Annotated in this window: 23 protein-coding genes; 16 read left to right on the top strand and 7 right to left on the bottom strand. The window is 65.1% G+C overall.

The annotated features are described in order from the left end of the window. The first annotated feature begins 91 nt into the window (after nt 1-91). Nucleotides 92-415 carry a DUF2469 domain-containing protein gene (locus WFI54_RS02645; RefSeq protein WP_017884881.1) on the top strand — a complete coding sequence of 108 codons (324 nt, stop codon included), beginning with the start codon at nt 92-94 and terminating at the stop codon, nt 413-415. A gap of 120 nt (nt 416-535) precedes the next feature. Then, nucleotides 536-1,072: a murein hydrolase activator EnvC family protein gene (locus WFI54_RS02640; RefSeq protein WP_336651240.1), complete on the top strand. Its 537-nt coding sequence runs from the start codon at nt 536-538 to the stop codon at nt 1,070-1,072. Nucleotides 1,073-1,220: 148 nt separating this feature from the next. On the opposite strand, the gene WFI54_RS02635 is transcribed toward WFI54_RS02640, so the two are convergent. From WFI54_RS02635 to WFI54_RS02625, 3 genes are read right to left on the bottom strand one after another with little or no spacing between them, the layout of a single operon-like run. After that, a complete protein-coding gene (locus WFI54_RS02635; RefSeq protein ID WP_336651239.1) occupies nt 1,221-2,135 on the bottom strand; it encodes a tyrosine recombinase in 915 nt (304 codons plus the stop codon). Between the two features lie 4 nt (nt 2,136-2,139). After that, nucleotides 2,140-3,642 carry a DNA-processing protein DprA gene (gene dprA, locus WFI54_RS02630; RefSeq protein WP_336651238.1) on the bottom strand — a complete coding sequence of 501 codons (1,503 nt, stop codon included), beginning with the start codon at nt 3,640-3,642 and terminating at the stop codon, nt 2,140-2,142. After that, nucleotides 3,639-4,289, bottom strand: coding sequence for an ATP-binding protein (locus WFI54_RS02625; RefSeq protein ID WP_336651237.1), 651 nt, complete (start codon nt 4,287-4,289; stop codon nt 3,639-3,641). The genes dprA and WFI54_RS02625 overlap by 4 nt, the downstream gene beginning before the upstream one ends. Before the next feature lie 267 nt (nt 4,290-4,556). On the opposite strand from WFI54_RS02625, the gene WFI54_RS02620 reads away from it, so the two are divergent. The 3 genes from WFI54_RS02620 to WFI54_RS02610 all read left to right on the top strand — a co-directional run bounded on the left by WFI54_RS02620 (nt 4,557) and on the right by WFI54_RS02610 (nt 8,498). Beyond that, complete coding sequence (locus WFI54_RS02620; protein ID WP_336651646.1) at nt 4,557-6,275, top strand: AAA family ATPase; 1,719 nt, start codon at nt 4,557-4,559, stop codon at nt 6,273-6,275. After that, entirely contained in the window at nt 6,272-7,090 is an 819-nt protein-coding gene (locus WFI54_RS02615) for a hypothetical protein (protein WP_336651236.1), read from the top strand. Before WFI54_RS02620 ends, WFI54_RS02615 begins: the two co-directional genes overlap by 4 nt. A 352-nt stretch (nt 7,091-7,442) precedes the next feature. Next, nucleotides 7,443-8,498: a DUF4238 domain-containing protein gene (locus WFI54_RS02610; RefSeq protein WP_336651235.1), complete on the top strand. Its 1,056-nt coding sequence runs from the start codon at nt 7,443-7,445 to the stop codon at nt 8,496-8,498. Nucleotides 8,499-8,749: 251 nt separating this feature from the next. Here WFI54_RS02610 and WFI54_RS02605 read toward each other — a convergent pair whose 3' ends face one another. Beyond that, complete coding sequence (locus WFI54_RS02605) at nt 8,750-9,715, bottom strand: ATP-binding protein (protein ID WP_336651234.1); 966 nt, start codon at nt 9,713-9,715, stop codon at nt 8,750-8,752. Continuing rightward, nucleotides 9,712-10,077, bottom strand: a complete 366-nt coding sequence (locus WFI54_RS02600) for a YraN family protein (protein WP_336651233.1) — start codon at nt 10,075-10,077, stop codon at nt 9,712-9,714. Before WFI54_RS02600 ends, WFI54_RS02605 begins: the two co-directional genes overlap by 4 nt. A gap of 321 nt (nt 10,078-10,398) precedes the next feature. On the opposite strand from WFI54_RS02600, the gene rpsB reads away from it, so the two are divergent. The 8 genes from rpsB to WFI54_RS02560 all read left to right on the top strand — a co-directional run bounded on the left by rpsB (nt 10,399) and on the right by WFI54_RS02560 (nt 16,151). Then, nucleotides 10,399-11,259: a 30S ribosomal protein S2 gene (gene rpsB / locus WFI54_RS02595; protein WP_336651232.1), complete on the top strand. Its 861-nt coding sequence runs from the start codon at nt 10,399-10,401 to the stop codon at nt 11,257-11,259. 78 nt (nt 11,260-11,337) lie between these two features. After that, on the top strand, nt 11,338-12,168 hold the full coding sequence (gene tsf, locus WFI54_RS02590) for a translation elongation factor Ts (protein ID WP_336651231.1): 831 nt from the start codon (nt 11,338-11,340) through the stop codon (nt 12,166-12,168). A gap of 105 nt (nt 12,169-12,273) precedes the next feature. Continuing rightward, nucleotides 12,274-12,990, top strand: coding sequence for a UMP kinase (pyrH, locus tag WFI54_RS02585; protein ID WP_336651230.1), 717 nt, complete (start codon nt 12,274-12,276; stop codon nt 12,988-12,990). Nucleotides 12,991-13,070: 80 nt separating this feature from the next. Further along, the gene (gene frr / locus WFI54_RS02580) at nt 13,071-13,589 is read left to right on the top strand and encodes a ribosome recycling factor (RefSeq protein ID WP_442918453.1); all 519 of its coding nucleotides are present in this window, start codon (nt 13,071-13,073) and stop codon (nt 13,587-13,589) included. A gap of 5 nt (nt 13,590-13,594) precedes the next feature. After that, nucleotides 13,595-14,512 (top strand): phosphatidate cytidylyltransferase, encoded by a 918-nt coding sequence (locus tag WFI54_RS02575; protein ID WP_336651228.1) that lies wholly within the window; start codon nt 13,595-13,597, stop codon nt 14,510-14,512. A gap of 50 nt (nt 14,513-14,562) precedes the next feature. Beyond that, nucleotides 14,563-15,111, top strand: coding sequence for a DivIVA domain-containing protein (locus WFI54_RS02570; RefSeq protein WP_336651227.1), 549 nt, complete (start codon nt 14,563-14,565; stop codon nt 15,109-15,111). Nucleotides 15,112-15,213: 102 nt separating this feature from the next. Continuing rightward, complete coding sequence (locus tag WFI54_RS02565) at nt 15,214-15,816, top strand: transglycosylase SLT domain-containing protein (RefSeq protein ID WP_442918454.1); 603 nt, start codon at nt 15,214-15,216, stop codon at nt 15,814-15,816. Nucleotides 15,817-15,854: 38 nt separating this feature from the next. After that, nucleotides 15,855-16,151 carry an ATP/GTP-binding protein gene (locus WFI54_RS02560; protein ID WP_336651225.1) on the top strand — a complete coding sequence of 99 codons (297 nt, stop codon included), beginning with the start codon at nt 15,855-15,857 and terminating at the stop codon, nt 16,149-16,151. A gap of 21 nt (nt 16,152-16,172) precedes the next feature. Here the strand turns inward: WFI54_RS02560 and WFI54_RS02555 are convergent, their stop codons facing one another. Next, nucleotides 16,173-16,700 (bottom strand): ribonuclease H family protein, encoded by a 528-nt coding sequence (locus WFI54_RS02555; protein WP_336651224.1) that lies wholly within the window; start codon nt 16,698-16,700, stop codon nt 16,173-16,175. Further along, nucleotides 16,697-19,693, bottom strand: a complete 2,997-nt coding sequence (locus WFI54_RS02550) for a hypothetical protein (protein ID WP_336651223.1) — start codon at nt 19,691-19,693, stop codon at nt 16,697-16,699. The genes WFI54_RS02555 and WFI54_RS02550 overlap by 4 nt, the downstream gene beginning before the upstream one ends. A gap of 343 nt (nt 19,694-20,036) precedes the next feature. Here WFI54_RS02550 and WFI54_RS02545 point away from each other — a divergent pair, with 343 nt between their 5' ends. Genes WFI54_RS02545 through WFI54_RS02535 form a run of 3 tightly spaced genes read left to right on the top strand, consistent with a single transcriptional unit; the run spans nt 20,037 to nt 24,194 of the window. Next, nucleotides 20,037-21,983, top strand: coding sequence for a glycosyltransferase (locus tag WFI54_RS02545; RefSeq protein ID WP_336651222.1), 1,947 nt, complete (start codon nt 20,037-20,039; stop codon nt 21,981-21,983). 2 nt (nt 21,984-21,985) lie between these two features. After that, a complete protein-coding gene (locus tag WFI54_RS02540; protein ID WP_336651221.1) occupies nt 21,986-22,969 on the top strand; it encodes a tetratricopeptide repeat protein in 984 nt (327 codons plus the stop codon). 25 nt (nt 22,970-22,994) lie between these two features. After that, nucleotides 22,995-24,194 carry a cysteine desulfurase family protein gene (locus WFI54_RS02535; protein ID WP_336651220.1) on the top strand — a complete coding sequence of 400 codons (1,200 nt, stop codon included), beginning with the start codon at nt 22,995-22,997 and terminating at the stop codon, nt 24,192-24,194. Nucleotides 24,195-24,203 lie beyond the last annotated feature (9 nt).

Raw genomic sequence — 24,203 nt, 5'->3', positions numbered from 1 at the left:
TATTCGAACATATGTTCGAATAAGTCAACCCTGGCGCGCCCATCGGGAAGCTGGATCAGGGCACCCGCCAAGACCGCGTAGGATGGGAGGGATGAACGAGGACGAGCTAGACGATTACGAGCGCGAGGCCGAGCTGTCGCTGTTCCGCGAGTACCGCGACATCGCCAGCCAGTTCCGCTATGTCGTCGAGACCGAGCGCCGTTTCTACCTTGCCAACGAGGTCGACCTGAAGCGGCAAGACGCCGGCAGTGATTTCTACTTCGAGCTGTCGATGAGCGATGTCTGGGTGTGGGATGTCTACCGTTCCGACCGCTTCGTGAAGTCGGTGCGAGTGCTCACCTTCAAAGACGTGAATGTCGAAGAACTCTCAGCTCGCGAGTTCAAACTGCCGCAGGAGCTGTCGCTCGACGAGTAACAACCGTTGGTGTGGCGGAGACTCCGCTCACAACCACGCAGGCGCGTGCCAGATGGCCTGGTTATCCACAGATCTCGGCGCACGGTCTCGCTGGCCCGAGCGGAGTGCGAGAGTCGGAGCATGATTCTCCTCGCTCGTTCACTCGCAGTGCTTCTCGCGCTTCCCCTGCTTTCCATGAGCGCGGGCGCGGGCGGGCCGACACTCGAAACATCGGTCGTGCACAGTGGCGGTGCGCCCGCAGTCTGGAATGCGCGTGCACCGACGCTCTGGATTCCACCATTCGGGTCCCTGGAGGTGACGGGCCCGTACCGGCCCCCGCCACACCGCTACGGCTCTGGCCATCGGGGCATCGATCTCGCCGCTGCCGTGGGAATGACTGTGGTGGCGCCGACCTCAGGAACGGTGATCTTCTCGGGCACAGTAGTGGATCGGCCAGTGGTCTCGGTGCGGGCGGGTGACGGGATCGTCTACTCTTTGGAGCCCGTGCGCAGCGGGTTTGTGGCGGGAGAGAGGGTGGCCGCCGGTGCCCTGCTCGGCGAGGTGTCGGGCGGCGGTCATTGCCAGCAGGAGTGCGTGCACCTGGGGGTGCGGGTGGGAGGCGAGTACGTGAATCCGTTGCGCTACTTCCGCAGTCGGCCGGAGCTGTTGCCCTGGTGATCGTGCATCCTCGCCTGCGACCTCGCTTTCGATCTCGCTTTCGATCTCGCTTTCGACCTCTGCTGAGGCACCTGCAGGCAGCCCCTGCAAGTGGCACCCGCAGGCTACCCCTGCGGGCGGAGCGGAGATGCTTCGCTCACCATGTCTTTCAGGCGCGGGGGTGGGCCTGGCGGTAGCTCTCCGCGAGCCGTTCCGTGGAGACGTGGGTGTAGACCTGCGTGCTGGCGAGACTGGAATGGCCGAGCAGTTCTTGCACCACACGCAGATCGGCACCTCCGTTCAGCAGGTGCGTAGCGGCGGTGTGCCGCAGAGTGTGAGGGCCGCGGGGCCCGCCTCCCGGTTCACGTTCGAGCTCGCGCGCGACCAGACGGTAGACGGCGTTGCTCCCCAGCCGTGCGCCTCTCCGGCTGAGAAAGCAGGCGGTGGTGTCGGGCTGTTCGGCGCGCGCTGCGAGCGCTGGGCGCCCGGTTTCGAGATAGCTGCCAAGCGCGCTCGCCGCCGGGGCGCCGAGCGGCACCACGCGCTCCTTGCCGCCTTTGCCCAGCACCCGCACGGTGCGTTCACGTCTGTCGACGCCGACGAGATCGAGCGCGCAGAGCTCTGAAACCCGCAGTGCTGACGCGTAGAGCAGTTCGAGCACGGCGTGGTCGCGCAGCTGATCGGGGTCGCCGCTCTCGGCGAGTCTGGCGGCACGGTCGAGGATGCGGGTGATCTGCTCATCGGCGAGCACCCGGGGGAGTTCACGACGGCTCTTCGGCGCGCGCAGACGCGAGGCGGGGCTGCCGGGGGCGAGGCGGCGGCGTTCCAGCCAGGATCCGAACGACTTGAGCGTTGCCACGTTGCGGGCGAGCGTGCTCGCGGCGAGCCCGTGCTGCTGGCGTTGCCAGAGCCACCCGCGCATGAGTTCGAGGTCGCACGCGGCGAGCGTGTGGGCGCCGGACTCTTCCGCGAAATCGCAGAAGCTGCGCAGATCGCGCTGGTAGGCGCGCACTGTGTGCTCGGAGTAGCCATATTCGAGGCGCACTGCTGCGATGAACTGTTCGATCGCTGCCGCCAACTCCATACGCTCATTCTCGCCGCTGCAGCGCCCACTGCGGAGCCGACCCGTCCGGCGTTTCGCGGCGCTCCACTGTTCTGAGCAGTTCCAGTTCAGCGAGTGCACCGCGAGCCTCCCGCGCGTCGATGCCTGCCAGACGAGCGATCTCCAGGAGTCCGCGTGCTCCTCGCAAAGGAAGGGCGTCGAGGACTCGCCGATGCAGAGAAGGCTGGCGAGAGGCATCGAATGGCCGCTGCGTGGCGGAGCCAGATGAAAGTGGTGAGCCGCTGCTCGGACGCGACGGCTCCGGTGACTGCGACGGTGCTGATGCCTCTGATGCCCCCGGTGACATCGGCATCTCTGGCATCCCTGCTGTCGAGCCGTGCGGCGGCCCCGCCGCTTTCGAGACGTGCGGCGGCCCCACTGCTGCTGCGAACAGTGCAGGCTCCCAGTCCAGCCCCGCGAACTCTCTGGCATCCGCACCGCTGGTCACGAGCGCGGCGTCGTAGTCACGGATCAGTCGATGGCACCCCGCCGAGGCCGAGCTCGTGACGGGGCCGGGCACCGCTCCGAGCGGGCGCCCCAGTGCGGCTGCGTGCCCGGCGGTGTTGAGCGAGCCTGACCGCACTCCGGCCTCGGTGACGAGCGTGGCACTGGCGAGCGCGGCGATTGTGCGATTGCGCTGCAAAAAGCGCCATCGCGTGGGCGCAGCACCCGGCACCATTTCGGAGCAGACAGCTCCCGCTTCGGTAATGCTGGCGAGCAGCGGGCCATGCGAGCTCGGGTAGACCCGATCCGCTCCGCCCGCGAGCACCGCGATAGTGGGGGAGCCGAGAGCGAACGCGGTGCGGTGCGCGACGGCATCGATGCCGTAGGCGGCCCCGGAGACGATCGCCGCGCCCGCCGAGCACAGCGCCTCGGTGAGCTCTGCGGTGACACCGGCCCCGTAGCCCGTGCAAGCCCGAGCGCCCACGACAGCGACCGAGAACGCCGAGAGTGCAGTGACCTCACCCCGCACCCAGAGCAGCAGCGGGGCGTGCGCGCCCAGGTCGTCGAGCGCGCTCGGCCAATGCGCCGACCCCGGTGCCACGAGCCGTATTCCCGCGGCAATGGCGCGGTCGAGATCACCGAGGCTCGCAGCGCGGTCGAGGCGCAACCGCCACCGCGCGAACGCCTGTGCCACCGCTTCTCGCTCAAGCTCGACCCCGCCCTCCGCGATCGCCGCATCGCGGGCTTGGCTCGCCGCAGCACCGCTGAGCAGCAGCCCGAGCGCACCCACTGCGCCGAGTGCCGATACGAGACTGCCCGCAATAGCATCGCCTGGCTCCACCAACCGAGCCCAGACCACGCGGGCGAACAGCGCGGCGTCGGCGTCAGCACCGATCCCGTCGCTGGCCGCGCCCGATCCGCCGCCGCTATTGCTGTTGGGGGTGCGGATCACTGCAGCTGTTGCGGGCACCAGCCGGGCCAAGCGTTCGCGCACCTCGCCGTCGACCCCGAGCAGCCCACGGGCCTCTGAATCGCCGGGGCTCACCGGGGATCACCGCCCCGCATCGCGAGAGCCTGAGCGATCTCCTCGCGCCCCGGGCGCTGACGGCCCGAGAGATCGGCGACGCTCCAGGCCACGCGCAGCACGCGATCGTAGCCCCGCAGCGTCAATGCGCCCCGGGCATAGGCCTGATCGAGCACCGCGGTGTCTGCCCGGGGCAATCGCACAGCCGGCCCACGCAGCCAGCTGCCCGGCACCTCGGCATTCGTGTGCCACGGTGTGCCGTTCAAACGGGCGGCGGCGGCCTCGCGCGCCAAGGTCACCCGCTGCCGCACAACAGTGCTTGACGGACGAGTTGCACCGGTGTCGGCGAGCAGCGCGCTCGGAACGCGCTGCACCGTCAGCCGCAGATCGATGCGGTCGTTGAGCGGGCCGGAGATGCGCTGCAGATACTTCACGCGCCGGCTGGGGGAGCACCGACACTCCGAGGCGGTGTCACGCGCCCCCGCGTTGCCGCATGGGCAGGGATTCGATGCGAGCACCAGCTGGGTGCGCGCAGGCAGCACCGTGTGCACGCGGGCACGGTGAATCTCGATGCACCCGGATTCGAGCGGCTGCCGCAGCGCATCGAGCACCGAACTCGGAAACTCAGGAGCCTCGTCACCAGAGATGACTGTTACACCACGATGCACTGCTCCAGAGAGTGAGTAGACCAGGCGGAAGCGGTTGCTGCTTCACCGAGGTGCGCGAGAGATCCCACGTAGTTGAACTGCACTGCTCCTATGTGCCGTGCAAATCTGAGGCTTGATGACGACGCTCCCACAACTCGACGCATCCCCGCACGTGAACCGAACACTGGTTCTGTTGCCTCACAGCAAGGACCGAAAGTACACTCAGAAGCAATCCGTCCTACCAGTGGGATTCCATTTCGAATCTGAAACGAGTTTTTCTTGACCTCTGTGATTTCCTGGTCTGTTGCTGATTTCAAATCACTGGGGGCCGCACGGTTGAGCTTTCCGGATCTAACTGTGCTAGCTGGGGCAAACAGCTCAGGCAAATCGTCTGTCCTTCAATCGATTCTCATGACCGGCCAGTCGGCTAGCAGGGGTGGAGCCATTGTTCTCAACGGTCAGCTAGTTCGCCTGGGGGAACCAAAAGATGTGCTGCGCGATGGCCAGAAGACCATTGAGATCGGGTTTGGCGTCGAAATAGATGCTGAAAGTAGCATCAACCCGACTGCGGAGATTTCTCAGACCACGGTCCAGGTGTCTGTGTCCTTGCGACCAGAGGCGTCAGGTTCGACGCTCATCCCATCAAACTTTGAAATCACAGGAGAGAATGTCGATTTCTCTCTCGTCGCCACGTCGTCAAACGTGAGTCAAAGCGATGCAACGTATCTCTCTGACAGTTGGGGAAATGATGATATCACTTTCTTGAGGATCACCCACCTCGGAGGGAAACGTGCTCCCAACAGAATGTACCTGGGATGTGTAGGCCTTCGTCCGGTTGCTTTGGCTGTTCACTTGCACGAGTCACGCATTAAGTCAGAACTGAAGCGTGTGCTTCGGGGGATCAACCCTTCTGAAGCATTGACATACGAGTTTTACTACGACGTGGTCAACTTCGTGACTAAGAAGGATTTCCTCAAGGCGATTGGAAAACACGCTGAACCCAATTCGGGAAACGCTTCGTCCAGTCATCTTGATAACTGGGGACCAAATGACTTTGAGAAACTTACGGGACATCAAGCTGACGTATTGAAGGAACTTTTAACGGAGCATAGAGCACAGCATGGTTGGGCCATTATCGGTGTTAGTCACAACTATCTCCGCCCGTCGCAAATGCGCAGGAGACGGATCGGTCGCGATGGTCTTGTAGAGCGGGCGATAGAACAAAGAACAGAAACTCAGCTTCATACCCTTGGCGAGATCGCCACGGCGATCAGTAGATTTGGGAATGATCTTAGGTACCTGGGGCCACTCCGCGATGAACCGAAGGTGGTGCATGGGGTTTGGGATGAGCGCGTGAACTCACTTCCTGTTGGGAGACGCGGGGAGCTTACTGCCGACGTGCTCACTCGTGAGAAAGACACAAGAGTTCAGTATCGGACACCAGCTGGACGCGATGCTCGGGACACTTTGCCGGACGCGGTGTCTTCCTGGTGCAACTATCTTGGTATCGGCGAAGCCATTGAGGTCATTGATCAAGGCAAGCTCGGTCGTGGCGTGACTCTCACAGTCGAAGGCAAGCCACGTGACCTGACCATGATCGGGGTCGGAGCAAGCCAGCTTCTTCCCATTGTGGTCGCGGGTCTCTCTGTTCCACCCGAATCTCTGGTTCTTATCGAGCAACCGGAACTGCATTTGCACCCGAGTGTGCAATCGAAGCTAGCGGACTTTTTTCTCTTCTCTAGGCCTGATGTGCAGTATGTGATTGAGACTCACAGCGAGTATCTCGTGACACGCATACGCAGGAGGATTGCTGAAGGTAAGGTCGAACCTGGCCAGCTCGAAGTTCAGTTCGCAGAGCGAGAGGCGGGCGTAACCAATGTTAGGTCTCTCGGCTTGTCGGAACTAGGAGACTTTGAGGAGTGGCCGACTGGGTTTTTTGACGAACAAGAGCGAGATTCAAGATACATCGTAGAAGCCATCGCTAAGGCCCTTGCGAAGTCAAAATGAACGCCAAGGTAATACTTGACCCATCGTTACTTCTGGACCTAACCACAATGGAAGAGTGGACGCGACTCATGCGATGGCTAGAAGATCGCAGAACGGCGCTCGAAGCCTCAACCTGGCAACTGATCAGCCAGAAGTTCTACCAGAGAGATCTCGGCATACCTAACTTGCTTCAGAAGGAGATAGGTGAGCAGATTGGAAGTCTGCTGACGCGTGAAGTGGTGAATGGAGATACGCCTGTCCCTATTGGAGTGCAGACGTCAGAGATCTATGGTGGTTCGGAGCAAGCCAAGGCTCATTTGATTAACTCTCTGTTTGCAGTCGGGGATGAAGCAGGCTACTTCTTAGGAACAGACGAAGCTTTCTGGCCTAACAAGCTCGAGAGCGTCGGGCTGACTCCTCCTCCTCCTAGCAAGGTCGTTGTTCACCTGAATCCCTCTCTCCCTAGCCAAGCCGAACTCTTGGAGCAAAGACGCAGGTGGTACCGAAACAAGCGGATGCTCATAATAGGAGGCCAGATTGAAAGCCGCGTTATCGACTGTCTCGTCGACGAGGTCGGGGTTGACCGTGGACACTTAGAATGGCTGCCTAGTGAACGCAACAAAAAGGCAAGAAACATCGACGCCAAAATTGGCGGTCTTCCGAAAAATGCTGTTGTTATCTGCCTTTGGGGGAAAGTCGGTCATGATGTGAGTGGCAAGGTTGAGAGCGCTTGCAAGAAAGGCAACCTGACCATGCACTTGGTGGAGTATGCCACCCATCTGCGTGAATACCTTTCTGACCTGCCTCCTACCGTGCCGGTCGGTATTAAGGTCTGAGATAAGTTTGCACATTTCTGAGAACGCGAGCGTCGGGTAGGAGACCGTAAGGCGCAGGGTCTCTCGGCGGCTGAGCCAGACATGGACAGGGTGTTACCGATCTCAACGTCCGAGGTCAGCTCTACGCTTGAAGATGCGGCCCACCCCGCAACCGTGCCTCGCGGCCGAGCCTGTCGCTTATGGAGCGGCGCACCTTCTTACGACGCGTGGTTCACCGCATTGAGGTTGTTCCAGGCCGAGCCCCGGTAGCTGAACGACTAGTCGTCGAACCGAAACGCTGAAGCCCTGCAAATGTATGTCGGCGGAACCCGGCAACTTCTCAGTGTCTGAGGTGCCTGGGAGGATCAATGGTATGGCTAAAGGCAACACGGCGAAGCTGCATCATTACGTTCCGCAGGGCTATCTTCGTGGTTTCGCGACTGATCAGAATCGGATCGGTGTGCGTCCGCTTGACCAGAACCGCAAGTCGTTCATCTCAAATACCCGGAACATCGCAGCTCAATCGCATTTCCACACTTTGAACGATGCGCTTGAACCGGACGGGTTCGAGAAGAACCTGAGCGAACTTGAAGGGCAGGCCATCGGCATCATCCGGCGTCTGATCAATGGCGAGCTTCCGATTTCCGAAGAAGACCGTTACGCGCTGTCGTACTTCATTGCGCTGCAGTCTGTCCGAGGCCCTGAAACCAGACGAACTATTGACCAGTTACAGGCTCATATGGTGCGCGCCGAAGTCGATATGGGCGGGCGGGCGAACGTGCCCAGATGGGTCAAGAAACATCTGGGCTTCGAACCAACCGAGGAACAAGCGGAACGTATATGGGAGGAAGCCACCCAGCCAGGCGGCCCACCGATCAAGCTCTCGAACAGGCAGCAAATCGAACACATGGTGAACACTGCGCAGGAGATCACGCAGTACATCTTCATGCGTCCATGGTCGGTTGTGCAGTTCAAGAGACGGGCTCTTCTCACGAGCGACGCTCCAGTAACGCTAGTACCGCATGAAGACGAAGAACCTTGGATGGGAGTAGGGTTCCAAACCGCATGGGGAATCACCTTCCCGCTCTCGCGCCGTTGCGGGCTCCTGATGTCAGATCCCATGCCGATGATCAGAGACTTCGATGAAGAGTATGTCGATCGGCTGCGACAAGGGATCATTGAGGGTAAAGCTGATCGCATCCAAGCAGGTTCAGCCGTATTAGAGCGGTTCTTTAACCACAACATCATCTACAACGCTCGCGAGTACATCTACTTCCATCCTGACGATGAAGCCTTCGTACCGGACGAGCTTCCAGAACCAGAACTCACCAGCATGAAGGCGGATATTTTCTCGGATTGGGAATTCGACGGAACGCCTGTGTTCAAGAATGCCTCAGCTTCAAACCCGGACCACTCCCGCATCGAGTAATCAAACTTGAGGAAGGACCGGCGTTGCCCTGCTCGAAGCCTCTAAACGCCTCGATGGTGTGAGCTGATTACTCGTCGAGAGGTATCTGATGCTCTACATCTGGAAGTCGCACACCGTCGCATCGTGGGCACTCCCACCACCCTGCCCAGTGAATCATCACCGGGCTCTCACAATGAGGGCACTCAGGCGCATTCGGAGGAACCAAGTCAGAATCCTGTGTCGGAAGATTAGCTCGTGAGCTATCCTCAGGGTTAGGTGTACTTTCCATTGCATGCCTCATCGAGAAATAGCACCCCATGGCAGGCCCGTGTGATGGCACCGGGGCGCACCCCGCCGCTGTCACCGCCTCCGATCACCGCCACCTTCGACGCGGTGTGATGCGGCGACTCCATCGGGGGCCGCCGCACGAGGGTGGTCAGCGACACACCACCCAGGGCGGCGATGCTGCTGGCGGTGAGCGATTCTGCCGCGGTGAGATCGGGCAGGATCGTGGGCAGACGTGAGGCGAGCAGCGTCTTTCCCGCCCCGGGAGGCCCGAGCAACGAGAGATGATGTCGGCCGGCGGCGGCCACGGTGAGCGCCTCCACCGCCTCGGGCTGTCCGATGACATCCGCGATGTCGAGGGCGGAATCGTCGATATCCAGCGATTCGGGGTCGCGCTCGCCGCCGCGCCGGCCCGCGATGCGCCTGCTGCTGCGGTCGCCTCGGTACCAGGCCACCGCGGCGGCCAGGTTGGGCACGGCGATCACTTCGAGGTCGGGCACGAGCGCGGCCTCGGCGCTGCACGTTTCAGGCACCATGACGCTGCGGAAGCCGAGGGCGCGTGCCGCAACGGCCGCGGGCAGAAGCCCGGCGGGCCTGCGCAGTTCGCCGTCGAGCCCGAGTTCACCGAGGTGGGCGATCTGCGACAGCTCGGCGGCGGGGAGGTGCCCGAGCGCCGCGAGCGCTGCGAGCGCGATTGCGAGGTCGAATCCGGATCCCTGCTTCGGCAGCGAGGCAGGGCTGAGGTTCACGGTGACGAAACGCTCCGAAATGGGCATGCCGAGTTGTGCGGTGGCCGAGCGCACGCGCAGCTTCGCCTCGGCGAGTGAGGCATCGGGAAGGCCGATGATCGCCATTCCGGGGATCTGCTGGGAGACCGCGGCCTCGACCATTACCGCGGTGCCCTGGAGCCCTGTGAGGGTGATCGCCGCTGCCCTGCAGACCGCGCGGTTCACTGGATGCCCCTGAGGTGGTCGATACGCGGCGTGCTGTCGCCGCAGAGGGTGATGCTGACGGCGTCGATGCGCATTTCCGGTGCGCGGCTGTCGTGGGCCCGAGCCCAGTCGAGCAGGAGTCGTCTGAGCCGGCTTGCTTTGCGGGCGGTGATCGCCGAGAGCGGGCTGCCGAAGCCGTCGCCGCTGCGTGTTTTGACCTCCACGGCGACGAGTGCGCGCCCCTCCTGCGCGATCAGATCGAGCTCACCGTAGCGGTTGCGCCAGTTGCGGTCGAGGATCACGAAGCCGCGCTCTTCGAGGAACGCGGCGGCGATCGCTTCGCCGTGAGCGCCGAGTGTTTGGTTGTGTGTCGAAGTGTTCATGGGGTGCCTCCTGCCCTCAGCCTGCGGGAGAGCGCGGGGCGACGGAGGCGGAATGGGCAGATTGTGGATAGAAGCCGAAAATTCGATGTATTCGGCGGGCTGTGAGCGGAGTATGCCGGAGCGCGGATGCTACACTTGACGATGCATCTCGGAAGAGGTGACTTCGCGTGCCCGCACAGCGGAGCGAAGCCGACGGTCTCCGTTCGTGTGTTTCACACGTCACGGGGCGGCTGAGCCCGGGGCACCAGGATCTGGTCGCATCCGCGACCGATAACAACCGCAAGCGCGTGCCCCTAGGGTGCGCAGAACAGGAGAACGGCAATGGCCGTCGTTACCATGCGTCAGCTGCTCGACAGCGGTGTCCACTTCGGGCACCAGACCCGCCGCTGGAACCCGAAGATGAAGCGCTTCATCTTCACCGAGCGCTCGGGCATCTACATCATCGACCTGCAGCAGTCGCTCGGCTACATCGATGCCGCCTACGACTTCGTGAAGAACACCGTCGCCCGCGGCGGCAACGTGCTCTTCGTCGGCACCAAGAAGCAGGCACAGGAAGCGATCGCCGAGCAGGCGACCCGCGTGAACCAGCCCTACGTGAACCAGCGCTGGCTCGGCGGCCTCCTTACCAACTTCCAGACCGTCACCGGTCGCCTCGAGCGCATGAAGGAGCTCGAGCAGCTCGACTTCGAGGGCACCACCAGCGGCTTCACCAAGAAGGAGCTGCTGCTCAAGAAGCGCGAGCTCGAGAAGCTGCAGAAGTCGCTCGGCGGCATCCGCAACATGGGCAAGACCCCCTCCGCTCTGTGGGTCGTCGACACCAAGAAGGAGCACCTCGCCATCGACGAGGCGCAGAAGCTTGGCATCCCCGTCATCGCGATCCTCGACACCAACTGCGATCCCGACGAGGTCACCTACCCGATCCCGGGCAACGACGACGCGATCCGCTCGGTGGCTCTGCTCACCCGCGTGATTGCCGACGCCGTGGCCGAGGGCCTCATGGAGCGCCACCAGAAGCCCGCCGAGGGCGCTGAGGCTGCTGCTGAGCCCCTCGCTGAGTGGGAGGTCGCGCTGCTGAACACCGACGCTGCCGCCGAGACCACCGAGGCTGCTGCCGAGGAGGCTCCCGCTGCTGAGGCGCCCGCCGAGGAGGCTCCCGCCGCCGAGGCCCCCGCCGCCGAGTAAGCCCACACCACAACGTTTGATGTTCCTGCGCCCCGCGTTCTCTCGCGGGGCGCAGGATGACAGAAGAAGGAGTCACACATGGCTGCAGTGAGCATGGCCGCTGTGAAGGAACTGCGCGACCGTCTCGGCGCCGGCATGGTCGACAGCAAGAACGCGCTCGTCGAAGCTGAAGGCGACATCGAGAAGGCGATCGAGATCCTGCGTCTCAAGGGCCTCAAGGGCGTCGCCAAGCGCGGCGACCGCGAAGCGAGCGAGGGCCTCGTCGCTGCCAAGCAGAGCGAAGGCGCTGCCACGATGATCGAGCTCGTCTGCGAGACCGACTTCGTTGCGAAGAACGAGAAGTTCCTCGCGCTTGCCGACCGCGTGCTCGACGCCGTGGTCGCCGCCGGTGCGAAGAACGCCGAGGAAGCCCTTGCGGCTCCCGCCGGCGACCAGACTGTTGCCGAGCTGATCACCGATGAGGCTGCCGTTATCGGTGAGCGCATCGAGCTGCGCAAGGTCTCGCGTGTCGAGGCACCCGCCACCTCCATCTACCTGCACCAGACCTCGAAGGATCTGCCCCCGCAGATCGGCGTGGTCGTAGGGTACGAGGGCGACGACGCAGAGACCGCTCTCAGCATCGCGCGTCACATCTCGTTCGCCGATCCCGTCTACCTCAGCCGTGAAGACGTGCCCGAGGCCGACGTAGAGAAGGAGCGCGAGATCGTCACCGAGATCTCGAAGAACGAGGGCAAGCCCGAGGCTGCTCTGCCGAAGATCGTTGAGGGTCGCCTCACCGCGTTCTTCAAGCAGGTTGCGCTCAACGAGCAGGTGCACGCTCTCGACGCCGACAAGCGCGAGGTCAAGAAGGTGGCTGACGCCGCCGGCATCACCGTCACCGGCTTCGCCCGCAGCAAGGTCGGCGCCTAAGCGTCTTCCTGGGCCCGGGTCGCAATTGCGACCCGGGCCCTTATGCTGCGTCCAGCAGCCACCCCATAAGCTACCTACCAGACCACCGAGCGAAGGAGAACCCCTATGACTGAGACCGCACGCAAGCGCCGAGTGCTGCTGAAGCTGTCGGGGGAGGCCTTCGGTGGTGGCACGCTCGGGGTGAACCCCGATGTAGTCAGTCAGATCGCCCGCGAGATCGCTGCTGCGATGGACGACGCCGAGGTGGCTGTCGTTGTCGGCGGTGGCAACTTCTTCCGCGGGGCAGAGCTCTCGCAGCGCGGCATGGACCGCGCCCGCGCAGACTATATGGGCATGCTCGGCACGGTGATGAACGCGCTCGCTCTGCAGGACTTCCTCGAACAGGCCGGCGTGTCGAGCCGGGTGCAGTCGGCCATCACCATGACGCAGGTTGCCGAAACGTACATCCCGCTGCGCGCGATCCGCCACCTTGAGAAGGGGCGCGTGGTGATCTTTGGTGCGGGTGCCGGCCTGCCCTACTTCTCAACGGATACCGTTGCTGCGCAGCGTGCCCTCGAAATCCACGCCGATGAGGTGCTGGTGGCGAAGAACGGCGTTGACGGTGTGTACACCGCAGATCCGAACAAGGATCCCAACGCGACGCTCATCGAGGAGATCAGCTACAACGACGCGCTCGTGCGCGGTCTCAAGGTGGTCGATTCGACGTCGTTCAGCCTGTGCATGGACAACGGGATGCCGATGCGCGTGTTCGGTATGGAGCCGGCTGGCAATGTGACCGAGGCGATCCGCGGCAAGCAGCTCGGCACCCTGGTGCACCGCTAAGCTGGTATCAGAGCGTTTTCAGAAGGTTTCAGAAGGAGAGCACCGTGATCGAAGAGGTCTTCGTCGATGTCAAGGACCGCATGACCCGGGCTGTCGAGGCCGCGAAGGAGGGCTTCGCCACGGTGCGCACCGGCCGCGCCAATCCCTCGCTGCTGCAGAACGTGCAGGTCGATTACTACGGCACGCCCACCCCGCTGTCGCAGCTCGCGTCGGTGCAGAATCAGGACGCCCGCAGTCTGATCATCACCCCCTATGACAAGGGTGCAATGAAGGATATCGAGCAGGCGATCCGCGACATGCCGAACCTTGGCGCGAACCCGAACAACGACGGCACCGTGATCCGTGTGTCGCTGCCCGAGCTGACCGAGGAGCGCCGCAAGGAGTTCGTCAAGATCGTCAAGGGGCGTGCCGAGGATGCGCGTGTGGCGATCCGCAACGTGCGCCGCAGCGGCAAAGACGATCTCGATGCGCTGAAGAGCGAGATCGGTGAAGACGAGGTGGCTCGCGCTGAGAAGGAGCTCGAATCGGTGACGAAGCAGTTCATCGATCAGGTCGATGAGGCGCTCAAGCGCAAAGAAGCCGAACTGCTCGAGGTCTAGTCTCCATGACCGGCTCTGACCGACGCGACGAGCTGCGCAGCGCGCTCGAGAGCAAGCGCGCGCAGCTCGAAGCGACGAATGCCAGAATCGAGGCGCGGGCCGGCCGCAACCTGTTCTTCGCGGTGCTTTCCGGCCTTGTGTTCGCTGGGATTTTCCTTGCGAGCCTGCTGCTGGTGAAGCAGGTGTTCGTGCTCCTCGTCGCGGCGATTGTGGCTGTGGCTCTCGTTGAGCTTGCTGCGGCCTTCCGAATTTCTGGTCGTAGAGTGCCGCGGATCGGCGTGGTGCTCGGCGGGCTCGTAGTGGTGGGCGGTGCCTTCTTCTGGGGTGCCGAGGGCATGCTGCTGGGGCTGTTCGCCGGCTCGGCCCTGCTTACCGTGTGGCGCCTGATCGAAGGTCTGGTGCCCGCCTGGGAGACTCCGCCGCGAACGCTGGTGCGCGATGTCTTCTCTGGCCTGTTCACCCTGGTCTATGTCGGCTTTCTCGCGTCCTTTGCGGTGCTGCTCGTGGCCGCCGACGGGGGAGAGTGGTGGGTGTTCGCGCTCGTGCTCGTGGTCGTCTCGGTCGACGTCGGTGCGTATGCCGCCGGTGTGACCCTTGGCAAGCACAAGATGACGCCGAGGATCAGCCCGAACAAGACCTGGGAAGGTTTCGCCGGCGCAGCGATCGTCGCTGCGGCCGCGGGTGTCGGGGTGTCCGTGTTCGCGCTGCAGCAGCCCTGGTGGGTCGGAATCATTCTCGGCGTGGTGGTGCTGCTTACCGCGACGATGGGTGATCTGACGGAGTCGCTCATCAAACGCAACCTGGGAGTGAAAGATATGAGTTCGTGGATTCCGGGGCACGGAGGCTTCCTCGATCGTCTCGACTCCCTGCTGCCATCGGCTGTCGGAGTCTACGGCGTGGCACTGGCGCTGGGGGTGGTGTGATGACAGAGCCTTCACAGCAGCCCGCGCGCTCGGTCCGCAAGAATGGTGCGGTGCACGCGTCATTCCCCACTGCCACCGGATCCCAGCTCGGCTATCAGCCTGAGCAGGTCGACGCATTTCTCGACAGGGCTCGCGCAACCTACGAGGGCGCAGGCGAAGAGCCTCTGACGGCTGACGAGGTGCGTCGTACCGCCTTCGCTGTGAAACGCGGCGGCTACGCCTCGCGCTACGTCGACGCAGCCATGGATCGCCTTGAAGAGGTCTTCTTCGAGCGTGAACGCCGGGCTCGGGTGCGCGCCGATGGTGAGGAGGCCTGGTGGGATGAGACCCGCCAGCTGCTCTCCGAGGTGCGGGGCCGCATGCAGCGGCCCCGCGGCAAGCGATTCCGCCGGCGCGGCCTGTTCGCCACGGGATATCGGCGCTCACAGGTCGATGCGTTTCTCGACAGGGTCTTCGACATGTTTGAGCGGCGTGAGCTCGGTCTGTCTCCCGCTGAAGTGCGGGATGTCGTCTTTCATTCTCAGTGGCGCGGCTATGACGAAGATCAGGTAGACGCCCTGCTCGATGCGGTTGTCGAACTGATTCTCGCCACGCGGTGATGCACGGTCTGTGCCACCGGATCCGCCATTTTCATTGAACGACCCGACAGTCTGAGATAGAATCGTTACATTGTGTCTGCCGTGAACTCCGCCTCCGCCTCTGTGTCCCGCTGGTCCCGTCTGAAGGTTCCCGTCGCGGTGATCGCGGTTGCCGGCATCTTCGGGGGAGCCGTCGTGGCTCCGCTGGCAATGCCGAGTGCCCCCGCCGATGCAGAATCTATGGCCTTCCAACAGCGGATCCACCAGGAGTTTGTGCCGAGCGATGCTCCTGAAGCCGATCTCGTCTACGCCGAGGTGCCGGCCGAGCTCTCCCAGGATGAGCAGCAGCGTGTGAAAGCTGAAGAAGCAGCCGCCGCTGCGAAGAAGGCCGCAGAAGCATCGTCGCCTGCAAAGACGGCAGCGGGAGCCCCACCCCGGTACACCGGCGGCGGCTCGCCGGCCGAGTGGATGGCGGCCGCCGGGATCGCCGAGAGCGACTGGGGCTACGTCGACTACATCGCCTCCAAGGAGAGTGGCTGGAACCCCAACGCCACCAACGCCAGCTCGGGTGCCTGCGGTCTGATCCAGGCCAACCCGTGCAGCAAGGTGCCCGGCAGCGGCTACAACCCCGTCGACAACCTGCGATGGGCGAACGGGTACGCGGTGGGGCGGTACGGCAGCTGGGCTGGGGCCTACGCCTTCTGGACCTCCAACCACTGGTGGTGAGTCACCGGTGAAGCTGGGGCGGCGAGCAGGATCGCAGCGTGGCGCGTAGCAGGCGCGTCAACAAGTACGCTCGCGCAGCCGCAACTCCGCCCCGCGATGTCACCCGCCTCGCGTACGGCGGCGCTCGACGAGAAACTCGCCGCGGCGAGGAATGGTTCGTGCGGGAGATTCCGGCGCACCGTGCGGAGAAAAGCTACCGTTGCCCGATCTGCGCCAATGAGGTGCCCCCGGGGCAGGCGCACATCGTCGCCTGGAACGCCGAACACTTCTTCGGCGACGAAGCAGCCGTGCGCGACAGACGCCACTACCACAGCTACTGCTGGCAGTCGGCCTGAGCGAGCCCTCGTAAGCCCCGCTCAGAACAGTGTCGGGGGAGCGGGCGGCGCCTCCACATCGACCTCAGGCGTCGGCTTCGACGCACCGCCGAGGCCCGGCCCGTGGTCGGGTTGCCTGCCCGCCTGGAACGCGAGCGCCGCAGCACGAGCGCGCTGATCCGCCGCCTCATTGAGTGGGTGACCGGCGTGGCCCTTCACCCACTCGAAGCGCACGTCACGCCCCGTGAGCGCAGCGTCGAGCTGTTCGAGCAGTTCACGATTGAGCACCGGCTTGCCATCGGCCTTGCGCCAGCCGCGCCGCTTCCAGCCCGCCATCCACTGCGTCAGCGAATTGATGACGTACTGGCTGTCGCAGAGCACCAGGAGCGGCTCGTCGGCGCGTTCAGCGGTGGCGTGCAGCAGATCGAGCACGGCCATGAGCTCGCCCTGATTGTTTGTGGCGCGCGGCCATCCGCCAGCCCGCCACTGCTCACCGTCGATCACCCAAGCCCAGCCGGCAGGTCCCGGATTGCCGAGGGCTGAACCGTCAGCCGCAGCGGTGAGCGTCACGCCTGCTCGCCCCCGGTTGCGCCCTGCTGGGGAGCCTCATCGGTGGCGGGCGTGAGCGGCTGCTCAACCACGCGGCCCGCGACGCTGCTCATCTTCTGCGCGTTGGTGAGCACCTCACCCAGGCTCTCGAAGTAGCGGGCCACGGCGCCGCGCTCGACCTTCAGCTGGGTCATGCGGTCCTCGGCAGCGGCGAGCACCTTCGTCGCGCGGTCTTCGGCGGCTGCGAAGGTGGTCTGAGCGCGCTGCTCGGCCTCGACGATGATCTCAGCGGCGTGACGCTCTGCCTCGGCACGCACGTTGCGCGCGTCCTGGGCGGCTTCAGTGGTGATGCGCTCGTACTCGGCGCGTCCCACCTCAAGCTGCTCGCGCAGTGCCGACAGCTCGGCGCGGGTGGCCTCGATCTCTCGGCGAGACGCCTCGGCGGCCTCCTGCTGGCGTGCAGCGAGATCCTGTTCGAGAGCTTCGCGCTGCTGTGTCGCAGATGTGCTGAATTCGAGGGTGTCTGCGTCGATCTGCTCGCGCAGGGCGCGCACCGCGTCCTCGGTTTCGCTGCGCAGCTGCGCGAGACGCGCCTCCTCCGTGGCGCGGTGCTCAGCGAGCTCAGCGACGGTGTCGGTGCGCAGCAGGTCGGTCTCCTCGGTGACCTCGGCCCGCTTCGCCGCGATCTCGCGCTCGATCGCGGCAGCCTGAGCCTCGCGCTCGCGGCGCAGGTCGTCCTCGTGCTGAGCGCGGGCCGCCGCCAGTGCTCGATCGAGCTCCTCGCGTTCGCGCGCAATGTCGGCCGCAAGCTTCGCCCGCTCGCGCTCCACCTGCAGCTCAAGCTCCTCGCGCTGCAGCCCCAGGCTTTCGGCAGCTTCTTCGCGCTGGATCCGCAGCCGTTCCTCTGCCGCGGTGGTCTCATCGGCGATGCGCTGCTCGTGCTCGCGCAGCTGCGAGGCAAGCCGTTCAGCGTGCACGGTGGCCTCATCGGCCAGTTGTGCACGGTGCTCCTCGTGCTGGCGAGCCAGCTGCTTCTCCTGCTGCGCGCGCTCGTCTGCGAGTTCGGTCTCGTGCGCCTGACGTTCAGCATCGATGCGGCCGCGGTGATCTTCCCACTCGGCGATCAGGCGGTCCTGATGGCCGGCGAGTTCGCTGCCGATGCGGTTCTCGTGGGCTTCACGCTCGCGGGTGATCCGGGCCTGATGCGCTTCGAGCTCGGTCGCGAGAAGGTTCTGCTGCGAGGTGCGCTGAGCCGCGAGCTCGCGGTCCTGCAGCTCCCGCTCATCGGCGAGGCGGCCTGCCTGAGCCTCCGACTCGCGGTTGATGCGGGCCTCGTGCTCTTCACGCTCGCGGGCGATGCGGCTTTCGTGCTCTTCACGCTCCTGCGCGATGGCGGCGTCGTGCTCTTCGCGCTCCTGGGCGATGCGGGCCTCGTGCTCGGCGCGCTCCTGGGCGATGCGGGCCTCGTGCTCGGCGCGCTCCTGGGCGATGCGGTTCGCGTGGGCGTCCGACTCGCGGTTGATGCGGGTCTCGTGCTCTTCGCGCTCACCGGCGAGCTCACGATCGTGGGTCTCACGTTCCTGCGTGATGGCCTGCTCGTGCGTCTCGCGTTCCCGAGCGAGACGGGAAACGTGAGCCGAGAGCTCTGCCGACAGACGCTCCTCCTGGGCATCGCGCTCGTTCTTCAGTCGGGCCTCATGCGAGACGATCTCGGCACGCATCGACTCGTCGTGAGCGTCGCGCTCCTCGCGCACCGACTGCTCGTGAGCCTCGCGCTCGGCGGTGATCCGTGCCTGGTGGGCTTCAAGATCTTGCCGCAGTTGCTGTTCCTGCCGCTCGCTCGCCGCTGCAAGTTCCGCTTCGAGGCGCTGCTGGGCCTCTGCGCGGTCGAGAGCAGCGCTCTCATCGGCGCGGGCGCGCTCGCGTGCGCCCTGTTCGGCGAGCGTTGTCAGCTCAGCCTGCTGTGCTTCGAGGCCGCGCGCGATGGCGGCGTCGTGCTGGGCGCGCTCTTGCGTGATGCGCTCGGCGTGGGTCTGCTGCTCTGAGGCGATGCGGCGCTCGTGCGCTTCGCGCTCAGCTGCGATGGCTTCGTCGTGCTCCGCGCGCTCCTGGGCGATGCGACCCCGCAGCGTCTCCATCTCGGTGGTGAGGGCGCGTCGTTCAGCGTCGAGGCGGCCTTCCAGCTCGCGCTGACGCTCGGTGTAGCGCTCTTCGAGTTCTGCCTCTTCGCGCTGGCGCTTGGCTTCGAACTCGGCGCGGGCGCGCTCGGCTTCCTGCACGAGCCTGGCGCGCTCGAGTTCTGCCTCGCGCTCGCTCTCGGCCTTCTGCCTGTCGAATGCCTCAGCGTGGCGCTCCGTCTCGGCGCGCAGCTCATTCGCTGCGGCTCGCGCGTCTGCGGTGAGCCGCTCCGCTTCTGCGCGGGCTGCCGCGAGTTCGGCTTGCGCGTCACGGTGAGCGGTTTCTCGTTGGGTTTCGGCTTCGCGAGCGGCTGAGCTGAGGGTGAGCTCTGAGTCGCGGCGCGCCTCTGCCACGAGGCGTTCACGCTCAGCATTGGCAGCGGCGGTCTGCTCGGCGAGGTCGGTGCGCGCACCTGTGATGATGATCTCGGCCTGCTCGGAGGCGGAGGCGAGCAGCTCGTCGGCCCGGCTCTGCGCTTGGGTGAGCACCCGCTTGGCTTCTTCTTCTGAGGAGCGACGCAGTTTCTCGGCGTCGAGGTCGGCCTGTGCCATGAGGCGTTGGGCGTGATCCTCGGCGATCTTGAGGCTCTTCTCGACGCGCAGCCCGAGCCCGGAGTAGCCGGTGGCGCCGAGTTCGGCGACCTGGTCTTGCAGCTCGGCGATCAGCTGTCGCTGCTCCTGGCCGACATGCGTGGCCTGCTGGTGCGCCGACTGCAGCGATTCGAGGTGCGACTGCAGCGTGGTGATGTGGCCGGTGAGTGAGCCGATGCGCTCGTCTACCTCTTCGCGGTTGTAACCGCGGAAGGCAGGGGAGAACTGCTGAGCTGATTCGGACACGTGGCCTCCGGGAATCGTACGAGATCGTGCGGGCCCGACGGGGCGGCTGGGTCGGCACGGAGAATGAGGTCCAGATTATCGCACCCACCGGCAGGGTGAACCGAGAACCGGGAAAAATCACCCTCGGGTGGAGTCGGATGAACATTGAGTCGAATTGAGAAACCGGCCGATCGGTTTCGCTTGCTGCCCGCGGTCGCAGCCCCCCAACTTCTGAGCTGCTCGGGTCGCACCCATGCCGCTTCGAGGAAGCTCCGGTAGCGTTGTGGTGAAGAGTCGCGCTCGATACGCCCGTCGCCGTCTGCGGTGGGTGGTCGAGCGCCGTCATCCGTGGATAGGAGCCCCCGTGCGATATGTGCTCGCGATCGCAGCGCTGGTGATCTCCGGTGTTCTGCTGCTGCTGGGCATCGGCCAGCGCACGTTTCTTGCAGGCCCGTCCGAGATCAGCTTTCCAATCGAGACCAATTCCGAGGCCGGTTATGCCTTTGTCGACGGTTCCGAGCTTGCGAAGGTGCCGGGGCAAGCGAATATCGTGTTGAAGGGTGGGCAGGGATTTGTTGCCACCGGTCAGACTCGCGACGTCGAGGGCTGGGTCGAACCCTACCTGCACGCCGAACTCAGCGTCGATACGAAGCAGAAGCGCCTGCTGAGTGCGCTCATCGCGCCGGCCGTGGTTGACGCTCCGGAAGAGGGTGGCGAGGCTGTTGCACCCGAGCCGATCGATCCGCGCGGCAGCGATCTGTGGCTCGAAGAGCGCTCCATCGACGATGACGGGCAGAGCGCCGATGCCAGCACGCTGCGGGTGCCGGTCGCGCTCGACGCCGACCATTCTGTGCTGATCGCCTCGAATGGGGAGGATCCTGTGCCTTCTGACGTTTCGCTCGTGTGGGTGCAGGATCGCAACACTCCCTGGGCTGGCCCGTTGCTCGTGGGCGGTGCGCTGTTTGCGGTGCTCGGAGGCGTGCTCTACCTGCTCGCGATTGATCACAACCGTCGCGGTCTCGGCCCGCGGCGTGGCCGTCGTGGGCCGCTGCAGGGCATTCGCAATGCATTCGGCAGGCCCGCTCGCGGCGCTGCCGCTGCCCCGGATGGTCGTGACAGCGGTGAGGCGCAGCTTCATGAGGGTGGCGGATCCGCCTCCTCTGATCCAGCAAAGCCCGAAAGCGGCACCGCGTCGATGCGCTCCTTGCGCCGCTCGCGGCTGCGGCGTGGCTTCGCGATTCCGGCTCTCGGGCTCGCGGCATTGGTGGGTCTCACCGGCTGCTCGCCCAGCTACTGGCCGCAGCCCGGCTCGAACTCGAGTGAGCAAGAAACGGTGGCTCCCACGCCGTCTTCGGCTGCGCCTGTTCCTGTCACAGACGGTCAGCTCGACCGTATCGTGGAGCGTGTGTCGGCCGTGGCGAACGAAGCCGACGACGCTCTCAGCGCCGACATCCTCAGTGAACGCTTCACCGGAGACGCCCTGGCCCAGCGCACTGCGAACTACAAGATCAGGGCCAGCATGCCCGACTACAGCGTGGTGCCCCCGCGCATCACCGACCAAGAGCTCGACTACGAGCTCGTGCAGAGCACTGAGTCGTGGCCCCGCACCCTGTTCGTTACCGTGGCCTCCTCGCGCGAAGACGCAAACAAGCAGGGCGCTGAGAATGCCGACGGTGAGACCCCGGCGGCGTCACCCTCGCTTGCCCTCGTGCTCACGCAGGAGACTCCGCAGCAGAACTACCAGGTTTCGCGTGTGATTGCGTTGCGCGGCGGCATCTCGATGCCGCAGGCCGCCCCGGCTGAGGAGGGCACCGCGCTGCTCGCGAACGATATCGAGTCGCTGGTGCTGCCTCCGGGCGAGGTCGGCGCGCAGTTCGCGGCCGTGTTGCAGGGAGGCCCCGATGTGCCAGAGGCGGAGGCCTTCGACATTGCCGATGACCCCCTGCTGCAGCACTATGGCAAGACCCTCGCCGAGCAGGCTCAGGCGCAGTCGGACGCGAAGGGCCAGACCATGGCCTATTCGGTTGCGGCCCGTCAGGGCGACGAAGAGCCTGTCGCGCTTTCGACAGGCGTGGGCGGGGCCCTCGTCGCGACCACGGTAATCGAAGAGCAGATCGTCGACGCTGCGGGTGGCCGTTACAAGCCGCAGGCCAACGGGGCGGTCACCGCCCTCTCCGGCCTGTCGGGTGAGCAGGGGCGCCTGGTGCAAGAGGTCGCCCACCAGCTGCTCTTCTTCGTACCCAGCAAAACCGATGGAAGCAAAATCCAGCTGCTCGGTGTGACCAGCGAACTCGTAGGAGTAAGGAACTAGACATGACCCAGCAGATGCCCGCCCGCATTCCCGGTGGCGGAGTCGACCTGAGCCATCTCGCAGCTCGCGGCCAGGCTGCGCCCGGTGGTCAGCCAGGCGCGGCGGCAGCGGGCCAGCCTCAGGCGGCGGCCCAGACCGTCGACGTGCCTTCGCTCGTGCTCGACGTCACCGACGCCACGTTCGAGCAGATCGCGCAGCTGTCGTCGGTGGTACCTGTGGTGTTCGACCTGTGGGCCGAATGGTGCCAGCCCTGCAAGACGCTGAGCCCCGTGATCGAGAAGATCACGCGCGAACTCGAAGGTCGGGTGCTGCTCGCGAAGGTTGATGTCGACGCGAATCCCGGCCTGGCGCAGGCCTTCCAGGCGCAGTCGATTCCCACTGTGGTGGCGCTCGTTGCGGGCCGCCCGGTGCCCCTGTTCCAGGGAGCCGTGCCCGAGGCGCAGGTGCGCGAGTTCTTCGTGCAGCTGGTGCAGCTGGCCGAGCAGCATGGGGTGGTCGGTCGCGTGAGTGCGCCGGATCAAGGCGGCGTTGAAGGCGAGCAGACGCCCGCTGGTCCTGTGGAACCCGAGATTCCTGAGGCGCACCGTGCTGCGGTAGAGGCTGCCGAGCGGGGCGACTACGCCGCGGCGGTAGCGGAGTGGGAAGCGGTGCTTGCGAAGGCCCCAGCCGACGCCGAAGCCCGTGCCGCGCTCGTGCAGATGCGCTTGCTGCAGCGGCTGCAGGGGCTCACCGTCGATGAGATCCGAAGCGCGGCTGCGGCGGCTCCGCGCGATGTTGCGGCGCAGATGCGGGTCGCCGACCTCGACGTCTCGGGTGGGCATGTTGAGGACGCCTTCCTGCGTCTGCTCGAACTCTTCGCCGAAAGCGCTGAGAGCGATGATCGCGCCGCGATCCGCGAACGCCTGCTCGAACTCTTCGAGGTCGTGGGGATTGCGGATCCGCGGGTCGCCGCCGCCCGCGGCCGTCTCGCGAGCCTGCTCTACTGAGCAGGCATGACCTGTCCTGAGTAACGTGCGCGCCTATCTCGACCACGCGGCGACCTCTCCGATGCCCGAGGCGGTGCTCGCCGCCTACAGCGACGCGCTGCGCGTGGTCGGCAATCCCGCATCCACCCACGGGCACGGTCAGCGCGCCAGCGAGGTGCTTGAGCAGGCCCGCGAACGCATCGCGCGGGGTCTCGGCTGCGATGCGGCCGAGCTGATCCTCACCAGCGGCGGCACCGAATCGATCAATCTGGCGATCAAAGGCATCTATTGGGCGCGCCGTGCCGTGCTGGGGTCGGATCCGGTGATCCTTGTGGCCGAGGGCGAGCACCACGCCACTGTGGAAGCCGCTGAGTGGCTGCGCGACGCCCAGGGCGCTCGGCTGCGGTGGTTGCCCGTCGATGCCGAAGGGGTGCTGCAGCCACACGTGCTTGCGGCCGCGCTCGCCGAGGAGGGCGCTGAACGGGTCGCGCTCGTCTCCTTCTTGTGGGCGAACAACGAGGTGGGTACGGTGCAGCCGGTTGCGGAACTGTGCCGGATCGCGGCGGAGGTCGGCGTTCCCGCCCACGTCGATGCCGTATCGGCTTTGGGCCAGATCCCGATCGACTTCGCTGCGTCTGGTGCCGCTGCCGTGTCAGTTTCGGCGCACAAGATCGGCGGGCCAGTGGGCGTGGGGGCCCTCGTGCTGGGGCGGCGCACCTCCGCGGATGCGCTGATGCACGGCGGCACGCAGCAGCGTGCACGCTCGGGCACCCAGGATGTTGCCGGGGCCGTCGCTTTCGCTGCTGCCCTCGACATCGCGCTCGACGCCGAGGCGCGCCCCGATCCTGAACGCACGGCGCGCCTCGCGGCGCTGCGTGACCGGCTGGTCGCAGGGGTGCGCGCGGTTGACCCGGGCGCTGTGCTGCGCGGGCCGGAGCCCGCTGCTGAGCCCGCTGTTGCGCCGCGACTGCCGGGCAATGCTCACTTCACTTTTCCTGGTTGCCAGGGTGACTCGCTCGTGTTCCTGCTCGATACCGTCGGAGTTTCGGTCTCGGTCGGCTCAGCATGTCGTGCCGGCGTCGCCGAGATCTCACATGTGCTTCTCGCAATGGGGGTGCCTGCGGCCGAAGCGGCGGGAGCCCTGCGCTTCACCCTCGGCCCCGACACCCGAGACGATGAGGTTGACGCGCTGCTCCAAGCCCTGCCGGCCGCACTCGAACGAGCGAGAGCAGCGGGCCTCTCCTGAGCGCTCGTC

This window comes from Leucobacter sp. MMO-125 (genome assembly GCF_037148395.1).
Lineage (GTDB): Bacteria > Actinomycetota > Actinomycetes > Actinomycetales > Microbacteriaceae > Leucobacter.
Note: the sequence above shows the minus strand (reverse complement) of the source record. Positions and strands in the feature narration are given on the sequence as shown.